This is a genomic window from Streptomyces sp. NPDC005574 (assembly GCF_040605435.1).
Lineage (GTDB): Bacteria > Actinomycetota > Actinomycetes > Streptomycetales > Streptomycetaceae > Streptomyces.
Window position 1 is genome coordinate 1 of record NZ_JBEXCW010000110.1, and the last position, 23622, is coordinate 23622.

Below are 23622 nucleotides of genomic sequence, written 5' to 3' on the forward strand. Positions count from 1 at the left end.
CCTCCGGCAAGTATTTCCAGGCCCAGGAGGGAAATCTGTCGGCCGTACGCTCGGCCAAGCTCTCCTACGACGAGCGCCGCGCGGCCAAACTCTGGGACGACTCCCGGCGCCTCATGCACCTGACCCCGGACGAGGAACCGGCACAACTCCGCTGACCGCCTGCCGTCAGCCGCCCGGGTCCTTGGCCTCTTTCCGTGTGCGGGTCCGTTGCCAGCTGACGTCGTTGCGGCGCAGGATCTGCCGCAGCCGTTCCCGGCCGATGGCCACTGGCCGATCGGCGTCGGTGGTGAGGTAGTCGGCGAGTATGCGCCGGCTCCACCACGTGAAGGGCCACCCGAGTATGCTCGGGCGGGCCTTGGCCGTCGCGACGATGAACGCTTCATCGTCGTCACTGATGCGGCGAGATCGGCCTCCCGCCCACTGAGGGCTCAGAGCGCGCAGGCCGATCTCGTTGAACGCGTGGATCACGTCGCGGACGGTGTCCTCCTGCCCGGCGATCAGGTTCGCGATCGCCGGGACCGGTGGCCCGACAGATACGCCACGAAGTGCGCCTTCAGGTACGCGGACTGCAGGGCGGGAACGGCGAACGCGACGGCGTGAGCCCTGCAAAAGCCGTAGGCCCCAAAGGACGAGACGATCTCCCACACCTCGTCCAGCGCAGCTGCGCGGTATCCGCGTTCGCTGGCGGTACGGCGAAACCACTTTTCCACCTTCGGTAGCCGGTCGGGGTCGGCGAGGGCGCGGCGGGCGACGTCGCCGGTGGCCCGGTCGCAGCCGGTCGTTTTTGCGAGAATCACGATGATCTGCTCATGCCAGATCACTACTCCGTAGGTGTCGTTGAGTACCGGCTCCAGGCCCGGATGCGGGTAGCGGGGAGCGGCGCCGTGCCGGGCGGCGATATACCAAGCTGGCATGCCACCTGATACGGGTCCGGGCCGGAACAGGGAGCGACACCCACGATGACGACCTTCCCAGCAGTGCATCCGGTTCGACTCAGGGGCCGTAATCCCACCGTCGCCGGCCGGGTCTCCTCGATCCGCGAGCACGTCCTGGAGATGCCCGCTCCCGTCGTCGCCGACGCGCTCGGTTAACACCAGGTCACCACCGCCAAGCTCGGCGCTCAAGCCGGGGGCGCCTGGAGCCGGTACGCCGCAGGTGACCGCCTACGGTCACCATCAGGCTGGACCCCAGGGAGAACTGGCGCCAGTTGATCAGGCGAGCCCACCAGTAACCAGTACGGGGCCGTACCAGAACGACGTTCTGATCGAACGCTCTCAGCAGGTCCAACGGCTGTGCGGTGACGGTTCGTTCCCGATACCGATGTGACGTTTCGCCCAGCCTGTCGACCTGTCGCAGCACCCCGATGCCGCCCCATACTCCGGAACCTGACAAGCCGGCGAGTCAAGGAGCACAGTGGGCGCAGCGGCGGCAGGGACCTGGAAGCTCGGTGACCTGGAGGTGAACCGTGTCGGCTTCGGCGCGATGCGGCTGACCGGCAACGGCATGCTGGGGAACTCCGACGGTACGCCCATCGACCGCGATGTCGCCGTCCGGCTGCTGCACAGCGCGTTCGAGCAGGGCGTCAACCATATCGACACGGCGGCCTTCTACTTCTCGCCTCTGCGTTCCGCGAATGAGCTCATCAATCGGGCTCTCGCGTCCTGGCGCAACGACGTGGTCGTGGCAACCAAGGTCGGCCCGCAGCGCGACCCTTCCGGCAAGTGGCTCACCATGGCCCGCCCCGACCAGCTGCGCGGCCATGTCCAGGAGAACCTGCGCCAGCTCGGTCGGGACCACCTGGACGTGGTGAACCTGCGAAGCGACGGCATGGATTCGATCGCCGAGCACTTCGGCGCCCTCGCCGAGCTGCGCGCGGCGGGCCTGATCAGGCACCTTGGGCTCTCCAACGTCCGGCCGCAGCACGTCGCCGAGGCCCGGGCGATCGCGCCTGTGGTGTGCGTGCAGAACTCCTATGGCCTGGACTGGCGCCGCGCCGAGGAGAGCGGACTGGTGGACCTGTGCCAGGAGCAGGGCATCGCCTTCGTCCCGTTCTTCGCCATCGCCAGCCTGCGGCGCGAGGCGGCCGCCGCCCAGGAGCAGGACGCACGCGTCTACACGGTCGCCCGCGCCCACGATGCGACGCCTGCCCAGATTCGCCTGGCATGGACCCTGCACCGCGGACCCCACGTGCTGGCCATTCCCGGCACCACCAACCCTGCCCATCTCGCCGAAAACATCGCCGCCGGCGCCCTTCGCCTGACCGAGGAAGAGCTGGCCCTCCTCAACGAGCCGGGCGAGGCCGCCGCCTGAGCACGCATGTGTCCAGAGCCCGGCCGAGGTCACATGATGCTGAGATCGGGGGTCATCACAACACGAAATACTGCGCTCCCGCACCTCTCGTGCGGGAGCGCTTCCGGGCTCTCGGCGCTGCTTCGCGACCTCGACACTCAGTTCGTTCCCGCAAGAAGGAAGCTGACAGTCACTACCCCCTGGGTGCGCGAGGAGAATTGGCGACAGTTGAATACGCGAGCTCACCAGTATGGGACCCCTCCAAGGAGCGGGGCCGGGCGGTGCCTGCATGGATGCCGCCCGGCCCCGCGAGTTCGCCGGGTTGGCTTTGCGGGGGTCAGGGCTCGATGCGCAGGTCCTCGATGAGGCCGTCGCCGAGGCAGAAGCGGTAGTGCAGGTCCACCACGCCGCCCAGGAAGTCGCCCTCCAGGTGGTGGGTGGCGACGTAGTGGTCCGCATCGACCTTCTGCGCGCCGATGAGTTCGATCGTGTACGTGTACTCGCCGGCGGAGCGGGTCATCCAGGCTCCGATCGCCGGGGCTCCCTGATGGGTCTTGCCCTCGTCGGTCACGGTGGCGTCCAGGCGGAGAAAGCTCAGTGCCGTGGCGGCGTCGTGGGCGCGGTGGGCCCTCAGGAAGCCGGTGATGGCCTCGGGCAGGGACTCGGGAGCGATGGTCTGGGGCTGGTCGGTGGACATGAGGACTCCGGGGGGTGGGGGATCAGACGGTGGGGATGGTGCCGCCGTCGATGACGTACTCGGCGCCGACGATGGCGGAGGCGCGGTCGGAGACGAGGAACGCGATGAGTTCAGCAACTTCCTCGGGACGGGAGGGGCGGCCCAGCGGGATTCCACCAAGGGAGTCCATGAGCTGCTTCAGTGCCGCTTCGTGGGTGGTGCCGGCGTTCTCCGCGATGCGGGCGACGAGCTGGTCGGCGGCGGTGGTCTGGACGAAACCGGGACTGACGGAGTTGACCCGGATGCCGAGCGGGGCGACCTCGGTGGCCAGGCCCTTGCTGTAGGTGGTCAGGGCGGCCTTGGCGGCGGCGTAGGCGAGGGTGCCGTCCCATAGCGGCATGCGGCGCTGGATCGAGGAGACGTGCACGATGGCGCCGTGTCCGGCTTCGGTCATGGCGGGCAGCAGGCCGCGGTCCAGGCGGACGGCGGCGAGGAGGTTGATGTTGAGTTCCTTGGCCCAGTGGTCCTCGGTCAGGGCCGCGTACCCGCCCGATGGGGCGCTGGAGCCGCCCACGTTGTTGACCAGGATGTCGACGCCGCCGAGGCGGCGGAGGGCCTCGTCCACCACGGAAGCAGCCCCCTCGGGGTCGGCCAGGTCCGCGGTGATGATGTCCGAGGCGGCTATGTCCTCCGGGCGGCTGCGTGCGGTGACCAGCACGGTGGCGCCAGCTTGGGACAGGCGCCGGGCGACGGCCGCACCGGTGCCTTTCGTGCCGCCGGTGACCAGGGCGCGTCGACCCTTCAGGGAGTCGCCGGTTTCGCTGAGGGGGGTGGCCATGATGGGTTCCGTTCCCGGATGCGGGCTGAAGCGAGGGCGCATCCGTCGTTACTGCTAAAATAGAAGCAAGCGACTTCGACTTTAGCAGTAACTCTGCAGAGGTGGTCAACATGGCAAGCCGGATCAGGGCGGAAGACTTCGAATGCCCGCTGTCCACGACCGTGCAGCACGTCGGCGAATGGTGGACGCTGCTGATCCTCCACGACGCCTTCGACGGGTACACCCGCTTCGATCAGTTCCAGGAGAACCTCGGCATCTCCACCAGCATGCTCACCGCACGCCTCAAGACGCTGGTCGCGGACGGCCTGCTGGAGCGCCGTCCCTACCAGACCAACCCCGTCCGCAACGAGTACGTCCTGACCGACCTGGGACGCTCCCTGCGCCCCGTGATCATCACGTTGGCGGCGTGGGGCAACTCCCGCCTCGATCCCGAGCAGCGCAGCATGATCCTGATCGACACCACGAGCGGCGAAGAAGTCGAACCCGTGGTCGTCGACGCCACAACGGGCCGCCGCCTCGACGACAGCCATGCCTACGTTTTCGCCGCCGGCCCCCTCGCCAGCCCCGCCATGCGAACCCGCTACGCCCGCAGCGCCGAGACCACCGCTGATGAACCCGCCCGCACCAGCTGACGCACACGCCACCCCGCCGCGCGAGCCGCACCCGCTCGACCCGCCCTTCCCCGGAGGTTCCGTGCCCACCGCCGACGAACTGATCAGCCCCGACAGCATCCGCGGTCTGACGGCCGTCCTGCGCAGCACGTCCCCCACCGCCTCCCGCTGGCGCACCGTGGCCGGCAGCGCGGCCACCCTCGGTCCGCTCTCCCTGAGCCAGCGGGCCCGTGCGGTCGGCGAGGCCCTCCTGGCCGACGCCGGCCACAACTACACCCACCTGGCCAACGCGACGCGCGCGGCCCTCACCAGCGACGACCTCGCCGGCTGGATGGTCTGGCCGCTCACCGAGGCCGTCGCGTCCGCGGCCACCGCATCCTCCTGCGATGCAGACTTCGACGACGGACTCGACCTCCTCGCCCGGCTCACCCCCCGTCTCACCGCCGAGTTCGCGCTGCGGGCCTTCCTCAATGCGGACCTGTCCAGAACGCTGGCCGCCGCAGCAGCCTGGACCGCCTCCCCCGACCCCGCGGTGCGCCGGCTGGCCAGCGAGGGCACCCGTCCCAAACTCCCCTGGGCCCGCCAGGTCCCCGAGCTGACCCGCAACCCCGCCGCCACCCTCCTCCTGCTCGACCGGCTGCACACCGACACCTCCGACACCGTGCGCCGCTCGGTCGCCAACCACCTCAACGACATCTCCCGCCTCAACCCCGATCTCGCCACCGCCGAGGCTGCCCGCTGGGCGAACGGCGCCGCACCGACCAGCCCCGCGCTGATCCGCCACGCCATGCGCACCCTCGTCAAACAGGGCAACCCCGCGGCGCTGGAACTGGTCGGCTTCCACGGCGACCGCACCGACCTCACGGTGGAGGGCCCCCTCCTGGAGCGAACCGGCATCCCCCTGGGCGGCACACTCGACTTCACCAGCCGCATCACCAACATCTCGGACAAGCCGGTCACCCTGGCTATCGACTACGTCGTCCACCATGTGAAGGCCAACGGCAAGCAGGCACCCATGGTCTTCAAACTCGCCAAGCGCGCCCTGTCTCCCGGCGAGACGACCGAGCTGGGGCGCAGCCACTCCTTCCGTCCCATCAGCACACGCCGTTACTACTCAGGCACGCATGCCGTCCAGCTCCAGGTCAACGGACACCCCTACAACAAGGTGTCCTTCGAACTCGTCTCCGCTGAATAATCCCCGCGTCCACCAGGGGCTATCAGGATTTAGGCCCTGTCTCACTTTCGGTGGTGAAGGAGCGTGCTGCTATCCGAGGGGGATGCGGTGGCGTAGGAGAGCAGGGCTTGATCAAGTTCCGTGAGCGTCCGGATCGTTGATGATGCCCAGGATGGGGAGTGCTTGTCAGGGTTCGTCGCGGATCGCTCGCGTGGTCTTGGCGATGTTGTCGGCTCCGAGGGTTTTTCAGCGCGCCGATGGCCAGGTTGCGCAGGGTCGCTCACGGGGCCACAGACCACCCGACGGGGGAACAACCCTCTGGCCACGGGCACGGGGACTCAGCGGGGTGAGGCGTCCCCCGGAGTGTGGACACGGGGGTTCATGCTGCGAGTGTGAGTTTACGTGCTCTCTGTTGTTGTTCGAACTCGACTGGTGAGAGGTAGTTGAGGGCGCTGTGGCGCCTGCGGACGTTGTAGTACGTGAGCCACTGGAAGATCTCCAGTCTCGTCTGACGCATCGTGGAGAACAGCCTGCGTGTCGAGTTCCCGCGGGACATAGGCCGGTAAAGCACCGAGCCGGTCATGGGCGCTACCGGCATCGAGGGACGGGTGGACTTCCAGGTCGGCCAGGACGAGTTGGTCGTCGAACGCGCCGACCGGCCGCCCCACGCCTGTGGCCATCCGGGCCTCGACCCACAACCCACGCACCCGGTCTGCCAGATCATGCGTATCCCACGCGGCACGACGGGCCAATACCACGGCAACTGCCACCACATCGGCCTGGCTGGGGGGCAGGGACGCTTCGCTGATGCAGCGGCGGACAGTGTCCCGGCTCGGCGCTCCCCGGAGAGCGTCATCGTCGGCGACGCCGCCGGCGATCTCGTCCAGACTCGGTGCGCCCGCCTCCAGATACACCTCGAACAACAGGTCCTTTAGCTCCCGCAGAGCGCGCGGCCAGCCCACCCGCGCCCGCTCCAGCACCCGCGGGCGCCTGGCGGAAGCGCCTCCGGTGTTGCGACTCATCGCACCATCCTGCCCGGCTCTCACGTCCGGCATGAGCTGAACAGCCGCAATACGGGCAGAGCTTGGTGTCCTGTCGCAACTGAGAGTGGATCTTCGTGCGGGGCTGAACGTGGACAGCGAGCTGGCCGGCCGCCCACCCGCTGACCCTCTTCCGTGGAGGTCCCATGTCCCGCACACCCCTGACCCGCCGCGAGCGCCTGGCCCTGGCTCGCGCCGCCCTGAGCGGTGCCGTCTCAGGCGTCCTCCGGGCCATCACTGCCTGGCTCCTCAACGACTACACCCCGTAGTCCTCGCAGGACCGCACGTCCCATTCCCGGGGTGTCCCGTGCCCTGCACGGGACACCCCGCCAGCGACGAATGCCGCCTGACAAGGAGGTCGAGCGACCTACGGCCTGTCCTGCGCGCGGCCTAGGGTGGGGGCATGGCCCGCCGCATGTGGGTACCGCCCGAGCCGTACGACCTGGCCCGCACACTGCGGGTGCTGCGTCGCGGGGCGGGCGATCCGACCTGCCGGCGGGAGACGGACGGCACGTGGTGGCGCATCTGCCGCACACCCCAGGGCCCCGCCTCTTTGAAGATCACCGAGCATGTCAGCCCGGCCGACGGGAGCGTCATCGTCGGGGAAGCGTGGGGGCCGGGCGCCACCTGCCCCCCCCTGCTCGCTGCTGGAGCAGCGGATCACCACCGGCAGCGCCCACCACGCCTGGCGCCGCCTCCTCGCCCGCTACGGAGAACAGCCGCCCGGGCCCGCACCGCACGGGATGCGGGTCATCCCGGCCCCGCGGGTGTGGCGGATGATCCCGTCCTGGGAGTGGCACCGCGCCGGCGTCGACCGCGCCCGAGCCGAGGCGATTCTGCGCGCCTGCCACCACGCCCCGGGCCTGGAAGAAGCCGCGGCCATGCCCCTGCCCGACGCCATCAACCGCCTCCAGCTCCTCCCCGGGATCGGTCCCTGGACCGCGGCGGAGACCCTGCAGCGCACCCTCGGCGCGCCGGACGCCCTCACCCTCGGCGACCTCCACCTGCCCTTCCAGATCGGCTACGCCCTCACCGGCCGCCGCGACGGCACCGACGAAATGATGCTGCAGCTTCTTGCGCCCTACCCGGGACAGCGTCACCGCGCGGCTCGCCTCATCCTGCTCGGCGGTCCGCTGCCTGACCGACGAGCACACCGAGCTCCCCACAGCCGCATCGCACACCTATGACCCGGGAAGACGAGCCGTCCGGCGCCGGGGACATATCAGCGCTCTGCGGCATCATCTTCGCGCGCCCCGCCATCGGTGCCGCGCCTGCTGCCAGGACGTGATGCCGCCGGAGGTTGATCTGTGGGACGGGCGGGGTAAAACAGGATTCGGGTGCACTCCGGTGACGGAGGGGCACCTGCCACAGCTCAGCCGGGGGAGCCCCGGCGTTATTTCGAAGGACAGCAGTATGGCCAGCGGCACCGTGAAGTGGTTCAACTCCGAAAAGGGCTTCGGCTTCATCGAGCAGGAGGGCGGCGGCCCGGACGTCTTCGCCCACTACTCCAACATCTCCGGCAACGGCTACCGCGAGCTGAACGAGGGCGAGCACGTCACGTTCGACGTCACCCAGGGCCAGAAGGGCCCCCAGGCCGAGAACATCGTCCGCAGCTGATCGGCATGGTCAGTCCGCGGACTCCTGCGGCCCTCGGAGCAGCAGGTTGAATCCCATCGCGTAAGGAGGGGCCCGGCGCGGCCGGGTCCCTCCTCCGTTCTTCGCGGACCGCGGTCGCCGGGAAGTTGTCAGCCCGGTCCTGCGAGCGCGGCATATCCGCGCTCCCGTGTCAGTCCCCGCTGTCACACTGCAACCATCCCCATTTCAGGGGCGGTTGACGTGATCGCCGACGAGAGGACCGATGCGTGGCGGCCGACTGGGACGCACTGGACTGGACATGCCCCACGTGCGCGGCGTCGGGAAGGAAGACGTGCATCACGAAGGACGGCCGCCCCCGGCTCTCGCACCTCTCCCGCCGCCTCACCTCGATCCTGCTGCAGTTCGCCGTACGCCGCGGCGTCGGCCAGCCGCCCGCCGAACGCGCCCGGATCGTACGGTCCCTCACCACGGCCCAGGAGTCGGACGCGTCCGCCCGCGAGGGCTACCTGTGGCACCAGGCCACCGACGAGCTGTTCCTGTGGGACCAGGTGGTGGCCGCGGCCGGCCGGCACGCGGCAGCCGCCGTCGAGCAACACCTTGACGGCGACGAACTTCGCGACACAGCCGAACAGGCCGCACACCGCATCACCGAGGCACGGGAGCTCCTGCACGAATGGCACGGTGAGCGTGCAGAGTATCCGCTCGACGAAGAACTCCTGGCGGGTGTGCTGCGCCCTGCGCCGAGCCTGCTCGCCCGTGCCCGGCGCCGCGGCGACCTTCAGCGACTTGAAGCCGACCTCGCCCGCCGGCCCGTGCACCTCGACCGGCCGGGTGGCACCTGGGCAGCGATGTGGCACAGCGACGGCGCCCTGACCGCGCACCGCGACGACGGTCTTTGCGTGCGCGGCTGGAGCGCCACCCCCGACGCCGCCGAGCAAGCCCTACAGTCGTTCGAGGCCACCAGCCGCCACCGCCCGCAGATCACCCTGACCTTGCACGGCGAACGGCCAGAAGTCCCCGCCGCGGGCGATGACCCACCTGGCATCGATCGGGCGGATGTCCTGCGCGCCTTCGATGCCGACCGCGCCGCACTCGACACCACCGTCGCCGCCATCACCCACCTCCAGCGGGTCTGGCCCGAACACGAGATCAGCGACCGGGTGCGCGCGGCCACCACCCAGCTCCAGACCAGTGCGCCGCAGTCGCCATATTTCGGCCTCTACAACCGCCAGCGGGAGCACTACTGGGCATTCAGCGAGAGCGCCGCCTGGGTGCGTACCGACGCCATCGTGCACGCCGTCGATACGGTCTGGGGCGACTTCGACCGGTTGGAGGCGTCTCGCGGCCCCAGCTGGATACCCCGCGCCGCCCGCGAACTGCTCACCACCGAGCCCGAGCAGCTCGCCGCCTTCCTCCGCCACCACCTTGCCGAGGAACCCGCAATCTCCCTCGGCGTCATCAACGGACCGGCCGGACCGCTCTACAACGTCTCCAGCGACGGCACCCACCGCACCCACCTTTTCCGGATCCTGGGCCTGCCCTGGATGATCGCGAAGCTCTATGCCCGCATCCCACCTCGCCGCTTCGACGTCGCTTCCGTCATCGACACCGCCAAGGGCATGACCGAGGTCGAGCGCGTCGGGCGCGGCTGGCACACCCTGCTGGAGCGTGGCCTCCTCCACGGCCACATTGGCTACGAAGGCGCCTTCGCCGTCCTCGACCTCGACCACGCCCCCGCGCCATGGCTGCTGGGCGACGCCGCGCTCGCCAGCTCCTACAACACGGCCTACGAGCGTGTGTACCCCGGCGCGCTGAGCGAATTGGGCATCCCTGCCGCCGCCTTGACCGGCCGCGAAGCCTGGGAGCAGTGGCTGTACGGCTGACGACCACCAATAACCCTGCATGGGCCTCCGCCAGCCGACGGCGCATCCCATGCCGACCTCCAGCAGCAGGCGATCGAATACCCGTTGGAGGCCTACCGCATCTACAGCTTCCTCACTCGCTGCGCGGGGGAGATGCGGACGGCTCTGACCCTCCTCAAGGCCTCAGCGCAGGAAGGGCGGAATGAGGAGGACGAGCCGGCGGTAGGCCGGCTCGTCCTTCACGGCCGCGCAGCTCGCGGGAGTTCTCGCCACGGCCTACTCCGCTTCCGGGCACCTGGCCTACAACGAGGCGTCCAGCGGGGGAGCGTAGCCACCGCGCCCCTGTCGGGCGTATGGGCGATCGCTCGTCCGCGGGCGCGGTGTGAGCGGAAGCCGAGCCGTGAGATGGCCCCGGCCCCCAACGCTCTCAGCTTGATCACCTTCGGTATCGGTGCCCCCTGTGGAGGATCAGGGTCAGGGGAAGTGGCGAAGGAGGCTGCTGTGGTTGCTGTTGAATGAGCTGAATGAGTGAGTCTGCTGCTGTTCGACTTCGTCAGGCCGTCAGGCGTATTCACGACGCCACATATGAACGAACTGCTACGGGGCGTGGCCTGGAGGACGCCGACGACGTCGCTGGCACGTTCGCCACGGACGGTGCGCTCGGCTTCGACCCGTTCCCTTTCCTTCGGGCTCTTTACGAGGCCGGTTCGCACGCGGTGGTCATAGGCCAGGTCGCCGGGATCATGCACGGTTCGGTGGAGCTGACCGGCGACCTCGACCTGCTGTGGGACGGCACGTCTGAGCAGGCTCACGCGCTGCGCGACGCCCTGACAATCGTGGGCTGCACAGACCTGCCCGATCTCGATCGTCCTCAAGTGGCCTACCAGGTGGCCAGCGTCAGCGGCGACCTATGTACACCGGCCCTGTCCTGGGGTGCGATGGACGTTGCTCCCTGCCTGGCCCGGGCGGTGAGGGTCCACGACCCGGCGGGCTTCACCATCCGCTACGCCGCTCTGGACGACCTGATCCACATGCGGCGCTCCCTCGGCCGTCCCAAAGACCATCGCCGCGCGGACGAACTTGCCCGATTGCGCCCCTGACTTGACCGCTAGTCTCGAACGTTGCCTCGCAGAGAGTTACTCAAGAGCAGGATCACCGGCCGCACGGCGCCGCCCGGTGACCTGGGACGCATCCATGCATCCTTCCAGGCTCACCACCCGCGGCGCGTGGATTGTCACCGACAACGAACTCTCCATAGTCCTTCCGCTGAGCATAGACTCAGGTCGTGCGCACTTAATTAGTGACTTTAACCCTTCCGGTGTGTGACTTTGCCCAAATGAGAGTGTTATTTCTGGTATTGTGTGGGGGAGTTCAGCATCGGGAGGGCGTGTGGGGCAGCCAACAGGGGCGCAGATGCCGAAGTCCGCCAGTGACGCCCGCAGGGATCTTTACGGTCTGGTCAAGAGCGCAGTGGACGATGGAATCACCACGCTGATCCACAAGTCGGGCAACAAGCGGGTCGAGCGGGTTCTGCTGGCCCCGCTGGACCGGTTTCCGGCGGCCCGGAAGGCTGGCGCCTTCCCCACCTGGACGCTCAGTGCGGCGCAGAAGGACTTCGGCACCCTGATCAGCCGGGCGGCCAGCGGCGAGCCTCAAGTCCTGCGCCGGAACAGTACGCCCGTCGCGGTGCTGATCCCCGCTGACCCCAACGAGATTGCCCTCTCACCCGACATGGCCGCGCCAGAAGGTGCGGCGACCGCAGGAGGTGCGGTGACCAGCCAGCCCACTCCCACCCGTGAGCGCGGTCGCCGCCTCGCCACCCTCGGCGACGCCATCGGTGCCGTCCTCGCCACCGGTACCGCTCCCGGCCTGTCCTTCGGTCTCGCGCGTCTGGACGAGGCGACCGGCGGGCTGCACCCGGGGCGCCTGATCCTGGTCGCGGCCCAACCTCAGGTGGGCGGGAGCCTGATCGGCCTCGCCGCGGCCCGCGCCGCGCTCGCCCGCAGTGCCCGTGTCCTGTATGCCGCGTCGGGCCCCAGCAGTGCCGACATCACGCGCCGCATCATCGCCGCGGAGGCCGGCGGCGACTACGCCCGCCTCAAGACCGGCGCCCTCACCGACGACGAGCAGCGGGTCGTCGAACGGCTGCGCCACGCACCGCTACTCATCGACGACGGCAGCGACCTGACCGCCGAGGCCATCGCCGACACCGCTGCGGACATGGCGCCGCTCGATGGCGGCCTGGCGCTCGTGGTCGTGGACCGGCTGCAGCGGGCTCGCAACCCGCGCCTTCCGCTGTCCGGCGAGCATTTGCCCGAGGCGAGCCAGGTGTTGAGGGAGTTGGCCCGCTCGCAGAACGTGCCGGTCCTCGCCGTTGTGGACACCGACGACCCGGCCGTCGTGAACCTGTTGGACGCCGACGTCATCCTCACTTTCACCAACACGCCCGGCCAGCCCACGACGTCCGTGACCGTCGCCGAACGCGACCTGGGCATCATCGCCACCACCAGCCTGCGCCCCGACCTCGCCCACGCCCGCTTCCTCGACACCACCCCCCGCCCCACCCCGGTCGGCTCCGCCCCAGCGTCGACCACCGGTACGAGTGCGGCCGCCGAGGAGCTCCCGGACAGCGTGGACCTGGGCACCGTGGCCGACCGTGAACTCGGCGACGCGGCGCTGCCGTTCACCTCGGGCGCCGTCAAGGGACTGCCCGCAGAGGCGACTCGCCTCCTCGCGGCGCTGCGCTCCGCACTCGCGGGCGGGCATGTGAAGGACCTCGACGACCTCCACGCCCCGCTCAGGGAGCTGGCCGCGACCGGGCTGCAGACGCCCGACAGCCCCGAAGGCCGTCGTCTCGCCGCAGCACTGCACGCCTACAACACCCCCACGCCGACTCCGGCGGCTGCCCCCGTTCCGGCCGACATGGTCGACGCACCGGTCGGCGAGGCGGGGGAGGGCGTGAGGCGGGATGACGATGACGGCCTGGTCCCGGGTGATGAGGAAGACGAGCCGGAGGGGGCCGTCTTCCCGGCTCTGCGGATCCTGAAGGAGGCGGTGGGCCGGTCGAAGATGCATCCGATCCCGGTCATCCGTACCGAGGAGCGGGAGGCCGGGCCGTGGCCGTTGATCAGTGAGGACATGGACGGTGAGCCCGGCTGGGTCCACCCCGACGTCACCAGCACCCGCGTCGCCCACGAGCGCAACGGCAAGCGTGTGCGGCGCGATCAGCTCGACATGCCCGCCTCGTTCGGGGACGGCCTGATGTGCCTGATCGACCGCAACGGCTCCTTCCCCTCCGCCTGCTCCGCGGTCCCACTGGCCCCGAACAAGCTCCTGCACACCGGGCCTCTGGACGTTTTCGACAAGAGCCAGGCCGGCATCTACCAGATCGACGTCCCGGCATGGGAATTCGCGGGCATGCCGCACCCGCTCGGCCGGCTCGCCGACCGGTCCGACGAGCAGGGCCGGGTGTGGGTGACGACCCCGCACGTCAAGATGCTCGAACGCCTGCACCGCGACGGCCACCTCACCGACCCGGTGACCATCCACGACTCGTGGACGGGCAAGGCCAACGAGTCCCTGTTCAAGCCGTTCTACCAAGCCACCAAAGAGGCCCGCACCGAGCTGATCCAGGCCGGCGGCGAACCGTACAAGAAGTACAAGACCCGCCTGTCGATCGCGTTGCGTCTGCTGTGGCCCAAGCGCCCGGAGTCGCGCTCCCCGTTCTGGCGGCCGGACTGGCGCATGAGCATGGTCGCCGAAGCCTCCGTCCGCCACTGGTTCAGCGCCTTCAAGGCCGTCCAGGCCGGCCACACCCTCATCGCCCTGCGCAACGTCGACGCCGCCATCTTCTGGGTCCCCGACCAGACGGCGCCCGACACCTACCGGGTCGGCACCGGGTTCGGCGAAGTGAAGGCCAAGTTCATCCAGCCCGGCACCTTCATCCCCGAAGGTGACGACTGATGGCCGGCCCCACCGGCCGCGGCAGATCCCTCGGCGCCGCCCTCAACGACCTCTTCCGTACGCAGGTCACCCCACGCCACCGCCTGTCCACCTACAGCGCCAAACACTGGCACGCCCAGCTCAGCCAGCTCACCGGCACCCGCCGCGGCTACGAGGCCCTCGAATCGGCCGGCCTCGATGTCCGCCCCGACACCCTCTTCAAGTGGCTGTCGGACCCCGAGTACAACGTGCGCCGCAGCTACCGGGACCTCATCCACACCGCCTATGAGAACGTCGCCATCGTCCCCGCCGAACCCCTCACCGACACCGTCAAGAACGGCCAGTACGAAATCAGCGGCCTCGTCAAAACCGGCGCGGACGAACGCGAACGCGGCAACCGCCGCGCCGCCCCCCTGCGCATCGACGCCAGCCGCGGCGACTGGACCGACATCGAGACCCTGTGGCTCGCCGGCGACCTGCGCGACGACGACCTCGAAGACCGCTTCATCGACGAAATCATCATTGCGGACATCGGCGAAGGCACCGACGGCTGGGAATTCAGCGGAAGCTCATACACCGTCGAACTCAGGTAACCAGCCCACAGCAGCATGACCAACGACCGCCGATGGCGGCCGTTGGATCGACAACCCTGGTCTACGCCAACCCAGCCGTCCCCTGGCCGCCTGCACCAGCAGTCAGGGGCAGAGGTGCAGGTGGTGGCGACTCCGGTACGCGGTCAGCGGCTCACGGTCCGGGCCTGGGTACGCCGCAGCACCGCCACATCGGACCCCAGCGCCAGGACCAGTCCACCGTCGCCCGTCAACGCCGCCACCCGGCATGAGGGAGCGATCAGACTCTGCACAAGCTTCCCCGACCTCAGAGGGGTGCGGTGCAGTTCCTTTCGAGTGACGGCCGCGATCAAGTGGTGAGGTCGTAGTTCCGCTGGTGAATGCGTCAGGCGGCTTGCCGGAAGATCATCCGGCGGGGAACCGCGCCACGTACGGATACTGGGCCGGTGAGCAACGTCATGGCTGAGTACGAAGCGGTTACTGAGCAGTTGATGCGAAGGGTCTACCTCGGCCTGCGTGAGGACAGTCTCGACCCTCAGGACGTCGTCGCCCTCGCGTGCGAACTGCTCGACTGGTTCCACAGCACCGACGCCGTCCTGGAGGTTGTCGAGCGGAATCCGGCCGAGGTCCCGCAGGCGGAGATGACCGCCCTGGCCCGGCGCGTCCTGGACGACGTGGGCTTCGATCCCGGCTTCGACCTCGCCCCCGAGCGTTTGGAGACGTTGCGCGCCGCGCTGCGAATCGTGGCCCGCGATCTGCCCACGCGCGGGATTGAGGGTGAACCGGAGATCGAGATCCTGGAGGACTGGTTCCCGGTGGGAGCCGGTGTCCGCCTTGCCGATGGCGAACGGCTCAACTGGTGCGGCCCCGTCCTGCCGAACATGTGCTACGACCCGGCCATGGCACTGACCAGCCTGGCGATCATGATCCAGGAGAGCCTGCTCGAATGGACCTGGCAGGTCTGGCCGGTGTGCCCCCGGCATCACCTCGGCGTCCACGGCTCGGAGCGGGATGGTGCGGCCGTGTGGTGGTGCGCGGGCGATGGCGGACACATACTGGCGCCGGTCGGTGAGCTCGCGCGCGCTCTCGGCCACCGTCGCCTCGAATAGGACCGGCGGTGGGGTGCAGTTCGTTTCGGACGACCGCCTAGATCAGGCGATGGGGACGTAGTTCCGCTGGTCGGGTGCGGGGTAGAGGCGTTCGTGTTCGCGGGCGGCGTGGTAGCGCCAGTAGAGGTCGAGGCGGTCGGCGATCAGGTGGCGGCAGGCGCCCTCGACCGCGCCGGTGGCACCGCCACATCCGACTCCGACAGGCGCTCCGCGCGATCTGCCCGGGCGAGGCCGTCGTTCAGGGCCGGTAACCACTGCCGGTGCAGCGTGTCCTCGCCCAGCGTCTGCTTGCCGATGCCGTGCACCGCCACAACCCGCGCCATACCCGTGCCCCCGCGCTCGCCCCCGGACCATCGTGGTTCAGCACTGTAGGTGGGAGATAGGCCCCGGAGCAGCACAATCCGTGAAGTGCGGCTCATGGGCGGCTGGCCACGGCGCCGGCAGCGGTCGGGCGGCGCCGTGGCGTCTGTCTGCCTACCGGTACCAGTACTTGACGCCTCGGTGGTGAGAGCAGCTACTCGGAAATGGGCGCTGTAGGAGTAGGTGTTGTCCTTGCACTGTGCGGTCGCGCCGCGGGGATGGGAGGAGTTGGCCTTGCAGACGCCGGTGGTGTGCCGGGCGCATGAGGCTGCCGCGGCGTCGGTCGCAACGGCCACGGGTGTCAGGAGCGCGCCGGCCATGACGGCTGCGGCCACAGCGCCTCGGAAGGTGGTGAGCATGAACGTCCCCCTCGGTGATCGGGAGAGGCGATCATGCACCGCTGAGCGGCGTGTGTGGGCTGTCCTTGGATCGGACTGTGACGGTCGTAACCGGTGTGTCACGAGACGTTCGATGGGGGCGAACGCCGGGACGATATGAGTCGCATCGGTACGAGGGTTCGCCGGCGATCGTGCTCGAGCGCATCGCCCAGGACGCCCTCGCCTACAGCAGATCCGCCTCCGCGTCGACGTACCCGAACTGGCGGGCCATGAACACCAGTGCCTCCCGCAGCAGGTTCTGGCGTTTTCTGCGGCCCATGGCCGGCGCGGCGGTGATGGTGACAACCAGCTTCGACCTGGGGCCGCGGTCGCTGGTGCTGAGCGCCGTCAGGCCGAGCGACCTCACGAGATCACGTTCAGTAGTTGGGCAGAGGTACTGCGCCTCTCGCCATCTCCCCGCCTGCGGATACGTCCTGTAGGCATTCCGAGGGTGGTTCCGCATCCCTGTTCGTGTGTGGAACCGCCCTCACTGAGGCCTGTCAGCTACTGGGCCGGCCGGCTGGACCGCAGGGCTCGGCTTGCCTGAGGATGCGTCCACTCGGTAGACGATTCCGTGATCGCGGCGGAAAGTGTTGGCCTCGAGATCGGAGCCGGTGAGGGAGCGCAGGTAGAACGCGTAGGCCACCGAATCGATCTGGTCGGTGTTCAGACACAGGCGCCACCGGTTGCCCGGGCGGTCGAAGTACGCTGTCCGGACCCGTTCGGTCAGTCCGTCAGCCGGCGGGATCCGCAGCCGCGTGCCGAGGCTCAGGTACACGCGCAGCGCGTCCATCTGCGCAGGACGCAGCCCGATCGCCTGTTCACCAGCTACAGGAAGGCCCGGGTGATCCGCGGGAGTTGGGCTGGCGGCCCCATATTCCAGGGCGTCATGGCCGTGCGGGCTCAGGCGGGCCGCCCATAGAACGGGCTTGCCTTCGTAGGCGGACAGTTCGGCACGCATCTCACGGTCCGCGACCTCGGCCAGTCCCTGCCGCACGGCGGCCTCCACCGCCGGGCGGCGGCCGGCCGGCAGATCCCCGGGCAGAATCCAACCGTGCCGGGCCTGCTCCTCCAGCTCGGCCAGCAACCGCAACACGTCCAGCTTGGTCTTCCTGCCGCTCATCGGTCACCTCGCAAGCGTCCGGCGTCGTCTCCCTCAGTCCAACGAGCCTGAACAGCGAGAAGGACGGCCGCGGGCCAAGTGGCAGCCCCCGCGCCGGCAAGAAACGAAACCGGGGGCGGGTCGGGGCATGCCCGACGGTTCCAGCCGAGGGCGCCCGTAGCGCCACGCGGCCGGGGATGGCGTGGCGCGACCAGACGTGGCGTTGTCGCCGAGGTTGTCGGGAGCACAACCATGAGGCGTTCCGGCAGGTCTTGGGAACGTCATCTCGCGTGCGCGCGAGATCCGAACGCACGGCTCGTCCCGCACAACGGAATGGCCTGCCGCCACGGAAAGGTCCTCGTACATGGCGTCCAGCCCACCGTCACCCGTCCGACCCAGGACACCACCCTCCTCGCGCCGGCGGACGGTCCTCATCGTGTGTCTGTCCCTCGTGCTGCTCGCAGGGCTGGGCCGCACCTGGACTCTTTGGGGCACCGGCGCCTCCGGCCGGCCCACGGCAGCTAGTGCCGCATCAGGCAACGTTCGCCCTGTCGACGACGGCGCGTAGGCGCCGATCGTCGGCGTGGCGGTTTCTCCAGATGATGTAGCGGCGGATCATGCTGCCCTGCTCTTTGTGGTCGGCGTGGTCGGTGCCGTCGAGGGTGAAGTAGCGCAGGGCGGTGAACTGAGCCTCGATCCGGTTCAGCCAGGAGCTGTTGGTTGGGGTGTAGGCCATCTCGACGTTGTTCGCCGCAGCCCAGGTGCCGACGCGCTGGCATTTTTTCGTGGTCAGGTGCGGGGAAAAGTTGTCACTGACGATCGCGATCCGGACCGCGGGTGGGTAGAGGCTGCGCAGGTAGCGGCAGAACTCCAGGAACTGCGTTCGCCTCTTGACCGGCTTGATGTGGCCGTAAAGCCTGTTCTTGCCCAGGTCCCCAGGGCTGCGAATAGATGCCGCACTCCGCCGTAGCGGTTGTAGGTCGCCCGCCGCCTGCGGCGTGGCTCACGGTCGGGGTTCTTGTGCTTGCCTCCCTGTTCGGCCCACTGCCGGCCCGGGTGCGGCATCAGGTTGAGGGGACCGAACTCGTCCATGCAGAAGATGACTTCGGGTTCGCCGTCCTCGGGTATGACCTCGCCGTCGGCGATCGCGTAGAGGTGTTCGACGCGGGCCTTCTTGGCGGCGTAGTCGGGGTCGCGGGAGGTCTTCCAGGTCTTCAGGCGTTGAAAGGAGACCCCTTCCTCGCGGAGCAGGATGCGCAGGCCCTCGTGGCTGATGTCGTCGACCACCCCCTCTGCTACCAGGAAGTTGGCCAGCTTGGGCAGACTCCAGGTCGAGAACGGCAGGTCGTGCTCGGTGGGCTTCGACTTCGCGATCTTCTTGATCTCGCGGCGCTCGGGCAGCGTGAAGGTTCTCGGCCGGCCGCCGGAATACTTCGGATACAGCGAGGCGAAGCCGTCGGTGTTGAAGTTGTGGATCACATCCCGAACGCGGTCGTCGCTGGTGAACGACACCTCGGCGATCCTCGCCACAGGCATGCCCTGCGCGGACAGCAGCACCATCTGGGCCCGCCGCCAGGTCACCACCGACCCGGCACCCCTGCGGATGATCCGCAGCAGCCGCCGGCCCTCGTCATCATCGATCTCACGGACCTGCACTCGTATCGCCACCCGGGCAGCTTGGCGGGACGGCGCTTGCCGCACCAGGAGGCGACTTCGGTGGTCAGCCTGCTGTCGGGCTTCGCAGAACCTACGCTCGCATGAACCCGTGGCTCCGTTCCACTTTCGCCACGTGCAGCGTGTAGCTCTGGTACCACTCGGCTTGCCCACGCTTTTGCGCTGCTCGATGCTCGGCGTTGGTCCGCCACTCCATGAGAGCGTCGGCGTTCCGGAAGTACCCGACGGTGATGCCCAGCCCGCCAGGAGTCTGTGCGTGGTCCATCCCCAGGAACCCCGGGACGTCCTTCACCAGGTTTTCCATGCGGGCGTTGGTCTCGCTGTAGCCGCTCTGTTCCTGGGCTCGCACTGTAGTGAAGACAGCTACGTAGTAGGGGGGTTCATAGGCTTCGACGGGCGTGACAGACGCTTCCGGGTGATCGCTCATGGCGTCACCGTAAGGCGGGACGTGCCCAACGATCCAGCGTCTTTCCTGACCGGGATACATGACGGATCGGGGTTCTTGACCGAAGCCGTACGAGCTCTCCCTCCACCTTCCGGCAACGGCCAGTATCCTGCCGGCTCACAGAACGGTGCAGGGGGTGGGGGACACCAGGGCGAACGTTGCCTGATGCGGCATTAGCTCAACGAAGGAAGGCGGCGAACGCACCAGCTACGGCGGCTGCGACAGTGATGACTGCGGCGAAGGCAGCGGCGGCACGATTGAGGGCGGCGGGATAAGTCGCCCCATCCATGCGTGCGAGCTTGCCCGCGCCGGCGGCGGTCATCAGCGCGACGATGATCACGAGTGCGGTGGTGAAAAGTACGACGACGGCCACGGCAAGCTCCCCTACCAGATGGGTTGTTGACGCGATCGAGAGTTCCGGAAGGGGTGTGCACCAGAGTTCAGTAGAACGAGAATGAACAGCGGTGAACACAGCACGGCCGGGGGACGGACAGGTGCATGGGGCGCAAGCGGGCGGCGAGTGGGACGGCCAGACAAGCAAAGAACCGCTGGATGAGCTGCGCCGGAGGCTGGCGAATGCCCTGGCCCACTCCGCTCTGACGGGCAAAAAACATCTTGCCGACCTGGCAGGCCTCTCGCGCGGGACCGTGCAGGCAGTGTTTGGCGAAGACGGTCCGGTGCCTACGGAACACACGGTCACGGCACTGGCTAGGACGCTGAAGTTGCCCGCCGACGAACTGTTGGCACTGCGCCGAGCCGCGATCAAACCACGGCGGAGGGGCGGCGGGTCAGCACCGGGCAAGCCGATCCACCAATGGGAGCCGCACGATCTGGAAGTCCATCCCGCCAGCCCTGCATCCGTACACCACGCAGTGTCACCGGGCCGGCGAGCCTTGCCTGGATACGTGCGACGACACCACGATCATGTCCTTGCGAAAGCGGTATCCGATGCGTGCGACGGCCATAGCCGAATCGTGGTGCTGGTGGGCGGTTCGTCAACCGGGAAGACGCGGGCGTGCTGGGAGGCCGTGCAGCCTCTCGCGGACAAGAGGTGGTGGCTGTGGCATCCCTTTGACCCGACCCGCGCCGAAGCCGCCCTCGAAGACCTGCACCGTGTCCAGCCTCACACGGTGGTGTGGCTGAACGAGTCCCAGCACTACCTAGGCGGCCGTGCAGCTGGTGAGCGGATCGCTGCTGCCGTGCACAGTCTCCTTACCGACCGAGAACGTGGTCCCGTGCTGGTGCTGGGGACTCTTTGGCCCGAGTACGCCTCCCAGTACGCCGCCCTGCCCTCTGCAGGCGAGGAGGACCGGCACAGTCGGGTGCGGGAGCTGCTCTCTGGACACACCCTCACCGTCCCGGACGCCTTTGACGCCGAGGCTCTGGCCACCGCTACCACCCTCGCTCAGGCTGGAGAGGCCTTACTGGCCGATGCACTTACCCGCGCTGCCAGCGACGGGCGGGTGACACAGGACCTCGCCGGCGCTCCCGAACTCATCAAGCGCTACGAGCATGCAACGCCAGCCGCCAGGGCCGTCCTCGAGGCGGCGATGGATGCACGGCGCCTCGGAGTTGGCCTCCGCATCTCCCAGGCCTTCCTCGTCGACGCCGCCACTGACTACCTCAACGAAAACGATTACGGCCAACTCGCCGAGAACTGGTCTGAACAGGCATTCGCAGAACTCGCTGAACCGGTCCACGGCAAGCAAGCTCCCTTACGCCGCATAACTCCCAGGCCCGAGCGACGCCCATCCACGCCGTCCTCTCCTGACGACGCCCTGCGCCAGCAACCTGCGGGAGCGGTGTTCCGGCTCGCTGACTACCTCGAACAACACGGCCGCACTACCCGCCGGAGACTGTGCCCGCATGCTTCCTTTTGGCACGCCGCCCACACCCACATCAGCCACCCCGACGACCTGAACAACCTTGCTCACGCAGCCAAGGTCCGACACCGGCTGGAGTGGGCCTACCACCTTTACCACCGCGCTGCCATCCACGGCAGCACCGACGCCCTCTACTGGGTGGTCGAGATGCTGGATGCGACTGGGGATCGGGCTGGTGCCGAAACCATGGCCCGGCACGCCGCCGACCACGGCGCCACCGGAGTGCTCCACCGCCTGGCCCAGCTGCGGCTCATGGCTGGGGATCGGGACAGTGCTGAGAGGTTCTACCAGCAGGCCGCCGACCAAGGCGACACCTCCGCCATGTTCGACCTGGTCATACGTCAGGAGTCGGCTGAGAACCGAGCCGGTGCCGAAACCATTGCCCGGCAGGCAGCCGACCACGGCGACACCAGGGGCCTGAAGCAGTTGGCCGACATGCGGTCCCTGGTCGGCGATCGGGACAGTGCCGAGAGGCTCTACCGGCAGGCCGCCGACTACGGCAACACCGACGCTCTGCGCAGCCTGATCTGGTCGCGTAAGGAGGCAGGGGATTGGGCTGGTGCCGAAGCCATCGCCCGGCAGGCCGCCGCCCACGGCAACACCTCCGCCCTGTGCGACCTGGCCTGGGCGCATGTGGCGGCCGGGGATAGGGACAGTGCCGACGGGCTCTACCGGCAGGCCGCCGCCCACGGCAGCACCGACGCCCTCTACCGGCTGGTCGAGATGCTGGAGGCGACTGAGGATCGGTCTGGTGCCGAAGCCATCGCCCGGCAGGCCGCCGACCAAGGCGACACCAGCGTCCTGAAGCACTTAGCCGAGATGCGGGACGAGGCAAGGGATTGGGATAGTGCCGACGGGCTCTACCGGCAGGCCGCCGACCACGGCGACACCGACTCTCTACGCAGCCTGATCTTGTTGCGTGAAAGGAAGGTGGGGGATCGGGCTGGTGCCGAAGCCGTCGCCCGGCAGGCCGCCGAGCACGGCGACACCCTCGCCCTGGGCCGCCTGGCCCTATGGCGTGAGGAGGCTGGGGATCGCACTGGTGCCGAAACGATGGCCCGGCAGGCCGCCGACCACGGCGACACCCTCGCCCTGCGCCACTTGGCCTGGCGGCGTGAGTTGGCCGGGGATTGGGCTGGTGCCGAAACGATGGCCCGGCAGGCCGCCGACCACGGCGACACCAAAGGCCTGTGCAGCCTGGCCTGGCGGCGTGAGGAGGCCGGAGATCCGGCTGGTGCCGAAGCCATCGCCCGGCAAGCCGCCGAGCACGGCGACACTTTCGCTGCGAGCCACCTGGTCAAGATGCGTAAGGAGGCTGGGGATTGGTCTGGTGCCGAAGCCATCGCCCGGCAAGCCGCCGACTACGGCGACGCCGACGCTGCGAGCTACCTGGCCGAGGTATGGGAGGACGCTGGGGATCGGGCTGGTGCCGAAACGATGGCCCGGCAGGCCGCCGACCACGGCGACACCCTCGCCCTGCGCCACTTGGCCTGGCGGCGTGAGGAGGCCGGAGATCCGGCTGGTGCCGAAGCCATCGCCCGGCAAGCCGCCGACCACGGCGACCCATATGCCCTGTCCGGCCTAGCCGCATTGCGGGCGAAGACAGGGGCCCGGGACAGCGTTGAAAGGCTTTGCCGCCTGATCGCCGACCAGGGAATTGATGATGTCCCACACGCACACGGTGCATTGATCGTGAAACAACTCGCAGCACTGTGGCCCAATGGGCTGGACCCGAACGGCGCGCCTACACTAGCGTGGCCATGTCCCGTGTTCTGGCCCTGATGGAGCGCATTTCGGCATTGGCGATGCGGTTACAAGGTTGCCCTGGCTGTGACGTTGTCCAGCGGCCCCGGCGTGACGTCTTCCAGCGGCCCCAGTTGATGAAGATCCTGTGTCTCCGGGACGTCTTCAAGTGGCCCCGGGGATTGGTTTGCGCCGGGACCACTCGAGGGGGCTTGCCCTTTGTGGACGTTCACGCTTTTCGGCTCTGTCGCTGATCTTGTGATCGGGGCTGTTGTCGGTGGTGCCTGCGATCGTGTCCCTGGTGTACTTCGCGAAGTTTCGAGGCGCTTCTG

Annotated in this window: 21 protein-coding genes and 3 pseudogenes; 13 read left to right on the top strand and 11 right to left on the bottom strand. The window is 68.5% G+C overall.

Annotation, left to right across the window (positions count from 1 at the left end; genetic code table 11):
• Positions 1-165: 165 nt before the first annotated feature.
• Both ABZT03_RS37405 and ABZT03_RS37410 read right to left on the bottom strand, forming a co-directional pair.
• Positions 166-468 (bottom strand): helix-turn-helix domain-containing protein, encoded by a 303-nt coding sequence (locus tag ABZT03_RS37405; protein ID WP_356047738.1) that lies wholly within the window; start codon positions 466-468, stop codon positions 166-168.
• 68 nt (positions 469-536) lie between these two features.
• A pseudogene (locus tag ABZT03_RS37410) lies at positions 537-947 on the bottom strand (DNA polymerase III subunit alpha); the annotation flags it as partial.
• Between the two features lie 466 nt (positions 948-1413).
• Here ABZT03_RS37410 and ABZT03_RS37415 point away from each other — a divergent pair.
• Entirely contained in the window at positions 1414-2310 is an 897-nt protein-coding gene (locus ABZT03_RS37415) for an aldo/keto reductase (protein WP_356047739.1), read from the top strand.
• A 316-nt stretch (positions 2311-2626) separates the two neighbouring features.
• On the opposite strand, the gene ABZT03_RS37420 is transcribed toward ABZT03_RS37415, so the two are convergent.
• Complete coding sequence (locus ABZT03_RS37420; protein WP_356047741.1) at positions 2627-2986, bottom strand: nuclear transport factor 2 family protein; 360 nt, start codon at positions 2984-2986, stop codon at positions 2627-2629.
• 22 nt (positions 2987-3008) lie between these two features.
• Complete coding sequence (locus ABZT03_RS37425; RefSeq protein WP_356047743.1) at positions 3009-3803, bottom strand: SDR family oxidoreductase; 795 nt, start codon at positions 3801-3803, stop codon at positions 3009-3011.
• A gap of 110 nt (positions 3804-3913) precedes the next feature.
• Between ABZT03_RS37425 and ABZT03_RS37430 the strand changes: the two genes are divergently transcribed.
• Entirely contained in the window at positions 3914-4435 is a 522-nt protein-coding gene (locus tag ABZT03_RS37430) for a helix-turn-helix domain-containing protein (RefSeq protein ID WP_356047744.1), read from the top strand.
• Positions 4436-4496: 61 nt separating this feature from the next.
• Positions 4497-5609: a DNA alkylation repair protein gene (locus ABZT03_RS37435; RefSeq protein ID WP_356047746.1), complete on the top strand. Its 1113-nt coding sequence runs from the start codon at positions 4497-4499 to the stop codon at positions 5607-5609.
• Between the two features lie 358 nt (positions 5610-5967).
• Here ABZT03_RS37435 and ABZT03_RS37440 read toward each other — a convergent pair whose 3' ends face one another.
• Positions 5968-6186, bottom strand: a complete 219-nt coding sequence (locus ABZT03_RS37440) for an IS3 family transposase (protein ID WP_356047747.1) — start codon at positions 6184-6186, stop codon at positions 5968-5970.
• On the opposite strand from ABZT03_RS37440, the gene ABZT03_RS37445 reads away from it, so the two are divergent.
• From ABZT03_RS37445 to ABZT03_RS37485, 9 genes and pseudogenes are all read left to right on the top strand, one after another.
• On the top strand, positions 6170-6523 hold the full coding sequence (locus tag ABZT03_RS37445; RefSeq protein ID WP_356047749.1) for a hypothetical protein: 354 nt from the start codon (positions 6170-6172) through the stop codon (positions 6521-6523). The genes ABZT03_RS37440 and ABZT03_RS37445 overlap by 17 nt on opposite strands.
• A gap of 251 nt (positions 6524-6774) precedes the next feature.
• Positions 6775-6897, top strand: coding sequence for a hypothetical protein (locus ABZT03_RS37450; protein ID WP_356047751.1), 123 nt, complete (start codon positions 6775-6777; stop codon positions 6895-6897).
• Between the two features lie 134 nt (positions 6898-7031).
• Positions 7032-7815 (top strand): annotated as a pseudogene (locus ABZT03_RS37455) (DNA-3-methyladenine glycosylase 2 family protein).
• Between the two features lie 226 nt (positions 7816-8041).
• Entirely contained in the window at positions 8042-8245 is a 204-nt protein-coding gene (locus ABZT03_RS37460; RefSeq protein WP_354886188.1) for a cold-shock protein, read from the top strand.
• 245 nt (positions 8246-8490) lie between these two features.
• Positions 8491-10107, top strand: a complete 1617-nt coding sequence (locus tag ABZT03_RS37465) for a hypothetical protein (RefSeq protein WP_356047752.1) — start codon at positions 8491-8493, stop codon at positions 10105-10107.
• A gap of 503 nt (positions 10108-10610) precedes the next feature.
• Entirely contained in the window at positions 10611-11186 is a 576-nt protein-coding gene (locus ABZT03_RS37470) for a hypothetical protein (RefSeq protein ID WP_356047754.1), read from the top strand.
• A gap of 313 nt (positions 11187-11499) precedes the next feature.
• Entirely contained in the window at positions 11500-14049 is a 2550-nt protein-coding gene (locus tag ABZT03_RS37475; protein ID WP_356047755.1) for a type II toxin-antitoxin system prevent-host-death family antitoxin, read from the top strand.
• Positions 14049-14621, top strand: coding sequence for a hypothetical protein (locus ABZT03_RS37480; protein ID WP_356047757.1), 573 nt, complete (start codon positions 14049-14051; stop codon positions 14619-14621). Before ABZT03_RS37475 ends, ABZT03_RS37480 begins: the two co-directional genes overlap by 1 nt.
• A gap of 434 nt (positions 14622-15055) precedes the next feature.
• Positions 15056-15706, top strand: a complete 651-nt coding sequence (locus tag ABZT03_RS37485) for a hypothetical protein (protein ID WP_356047759.1) — start codon at positions 15056-15058, stop codon at positions 15704-15706.
• 42 nt (positions 15707-15748) lie between these two features.
• Here the strand turns inward: ABZT03_RS37485 and ABZT03_RS37490 are convergent, their stop codons facing one another.
• The 6 genes and pseudogenes from ABZT03_RS37490 to ABZT03_RS37515 all read right to left on the bottom strand — a co-directional run bounded on the left by ABZT03_RS37490 (position 15749) and on the right by ABZT03_RS37515 (position 20037).
• A complete protein-coding gene (locus tag ABZT03_RS37490; protein WP_356047769.1) occupies positions 15749-15961 on the bottom strand; it encodes a hypothetical protein in 213 nt (70 codons plus the stop codon).
• Between the two features lie 666 nt (positions 15962-16627).
• Complete coding sequence (locus ABZT03_RS37495; RefSeq protein ID WP_356047761.1) at positions 16628-16810, bottom strand: hypothetical protein; 183 nt, start codon at positions 16808-16810, stop codon at positions 16628-16630.
• 120 nt (positions 16811-16930) lie between these two features.
• Complete coding sequence (locus tag ABZT03_RS37500; protein WP_356047763.1) at positions 16931-17566, bottom strand: DUF6417 family protein; 636 nt, start codon at positions 17564-17566, stop codon at positions 16931-16933.
• 511 nt (positions 17567-18077) lie between these two features.
• Positions 18078-19213: pseudogene (locus ABZT03_RS37505) on the bottom strand (IS630 family transposase).
• A 79-nt stretch (positions 19214-19292) separates the two neighbouring features.
• Positions 19293-19646: an antibiotic biosynthesis monooxygenase gene (locus tag ABZT03_RS37510; RefSeq protein WP_356047765.1), complete on the bottom strand. Its 354-nt coding sequence runs from the start codon at positions 19644-19646 to the stop codon at positions 19293-19295.
• A 196-nt stretch (positions 19647-19842) separates the two neighbouring features.
• Entirely contained in the window at positions 19843-20037 is a 195-nt protein-coding gene (locus tag ABZT03_RS37515; protein ID WP_307680669.1) for a hypothetical protein, read from the bottom strand.
• 91 nt (positions 20038-20128) lie between these two features.
• On the opposite strand from ABZT03_RS37515, the gene ABZT03_RS37520 reads away from it, so the two are divergent.
• Positions 20129-23329, top strand: a complete 3201-nt coding sequence (locus ABZT03_RS37520; RefSeq protein ID WP_356047767.1) for a hypothetical protein — start codon at positions 20129-20131, stop codon at positions 23327-23329.
• The last annotated feature ends 293 nt before the right edge of the window (positions 23330-23622 follow it).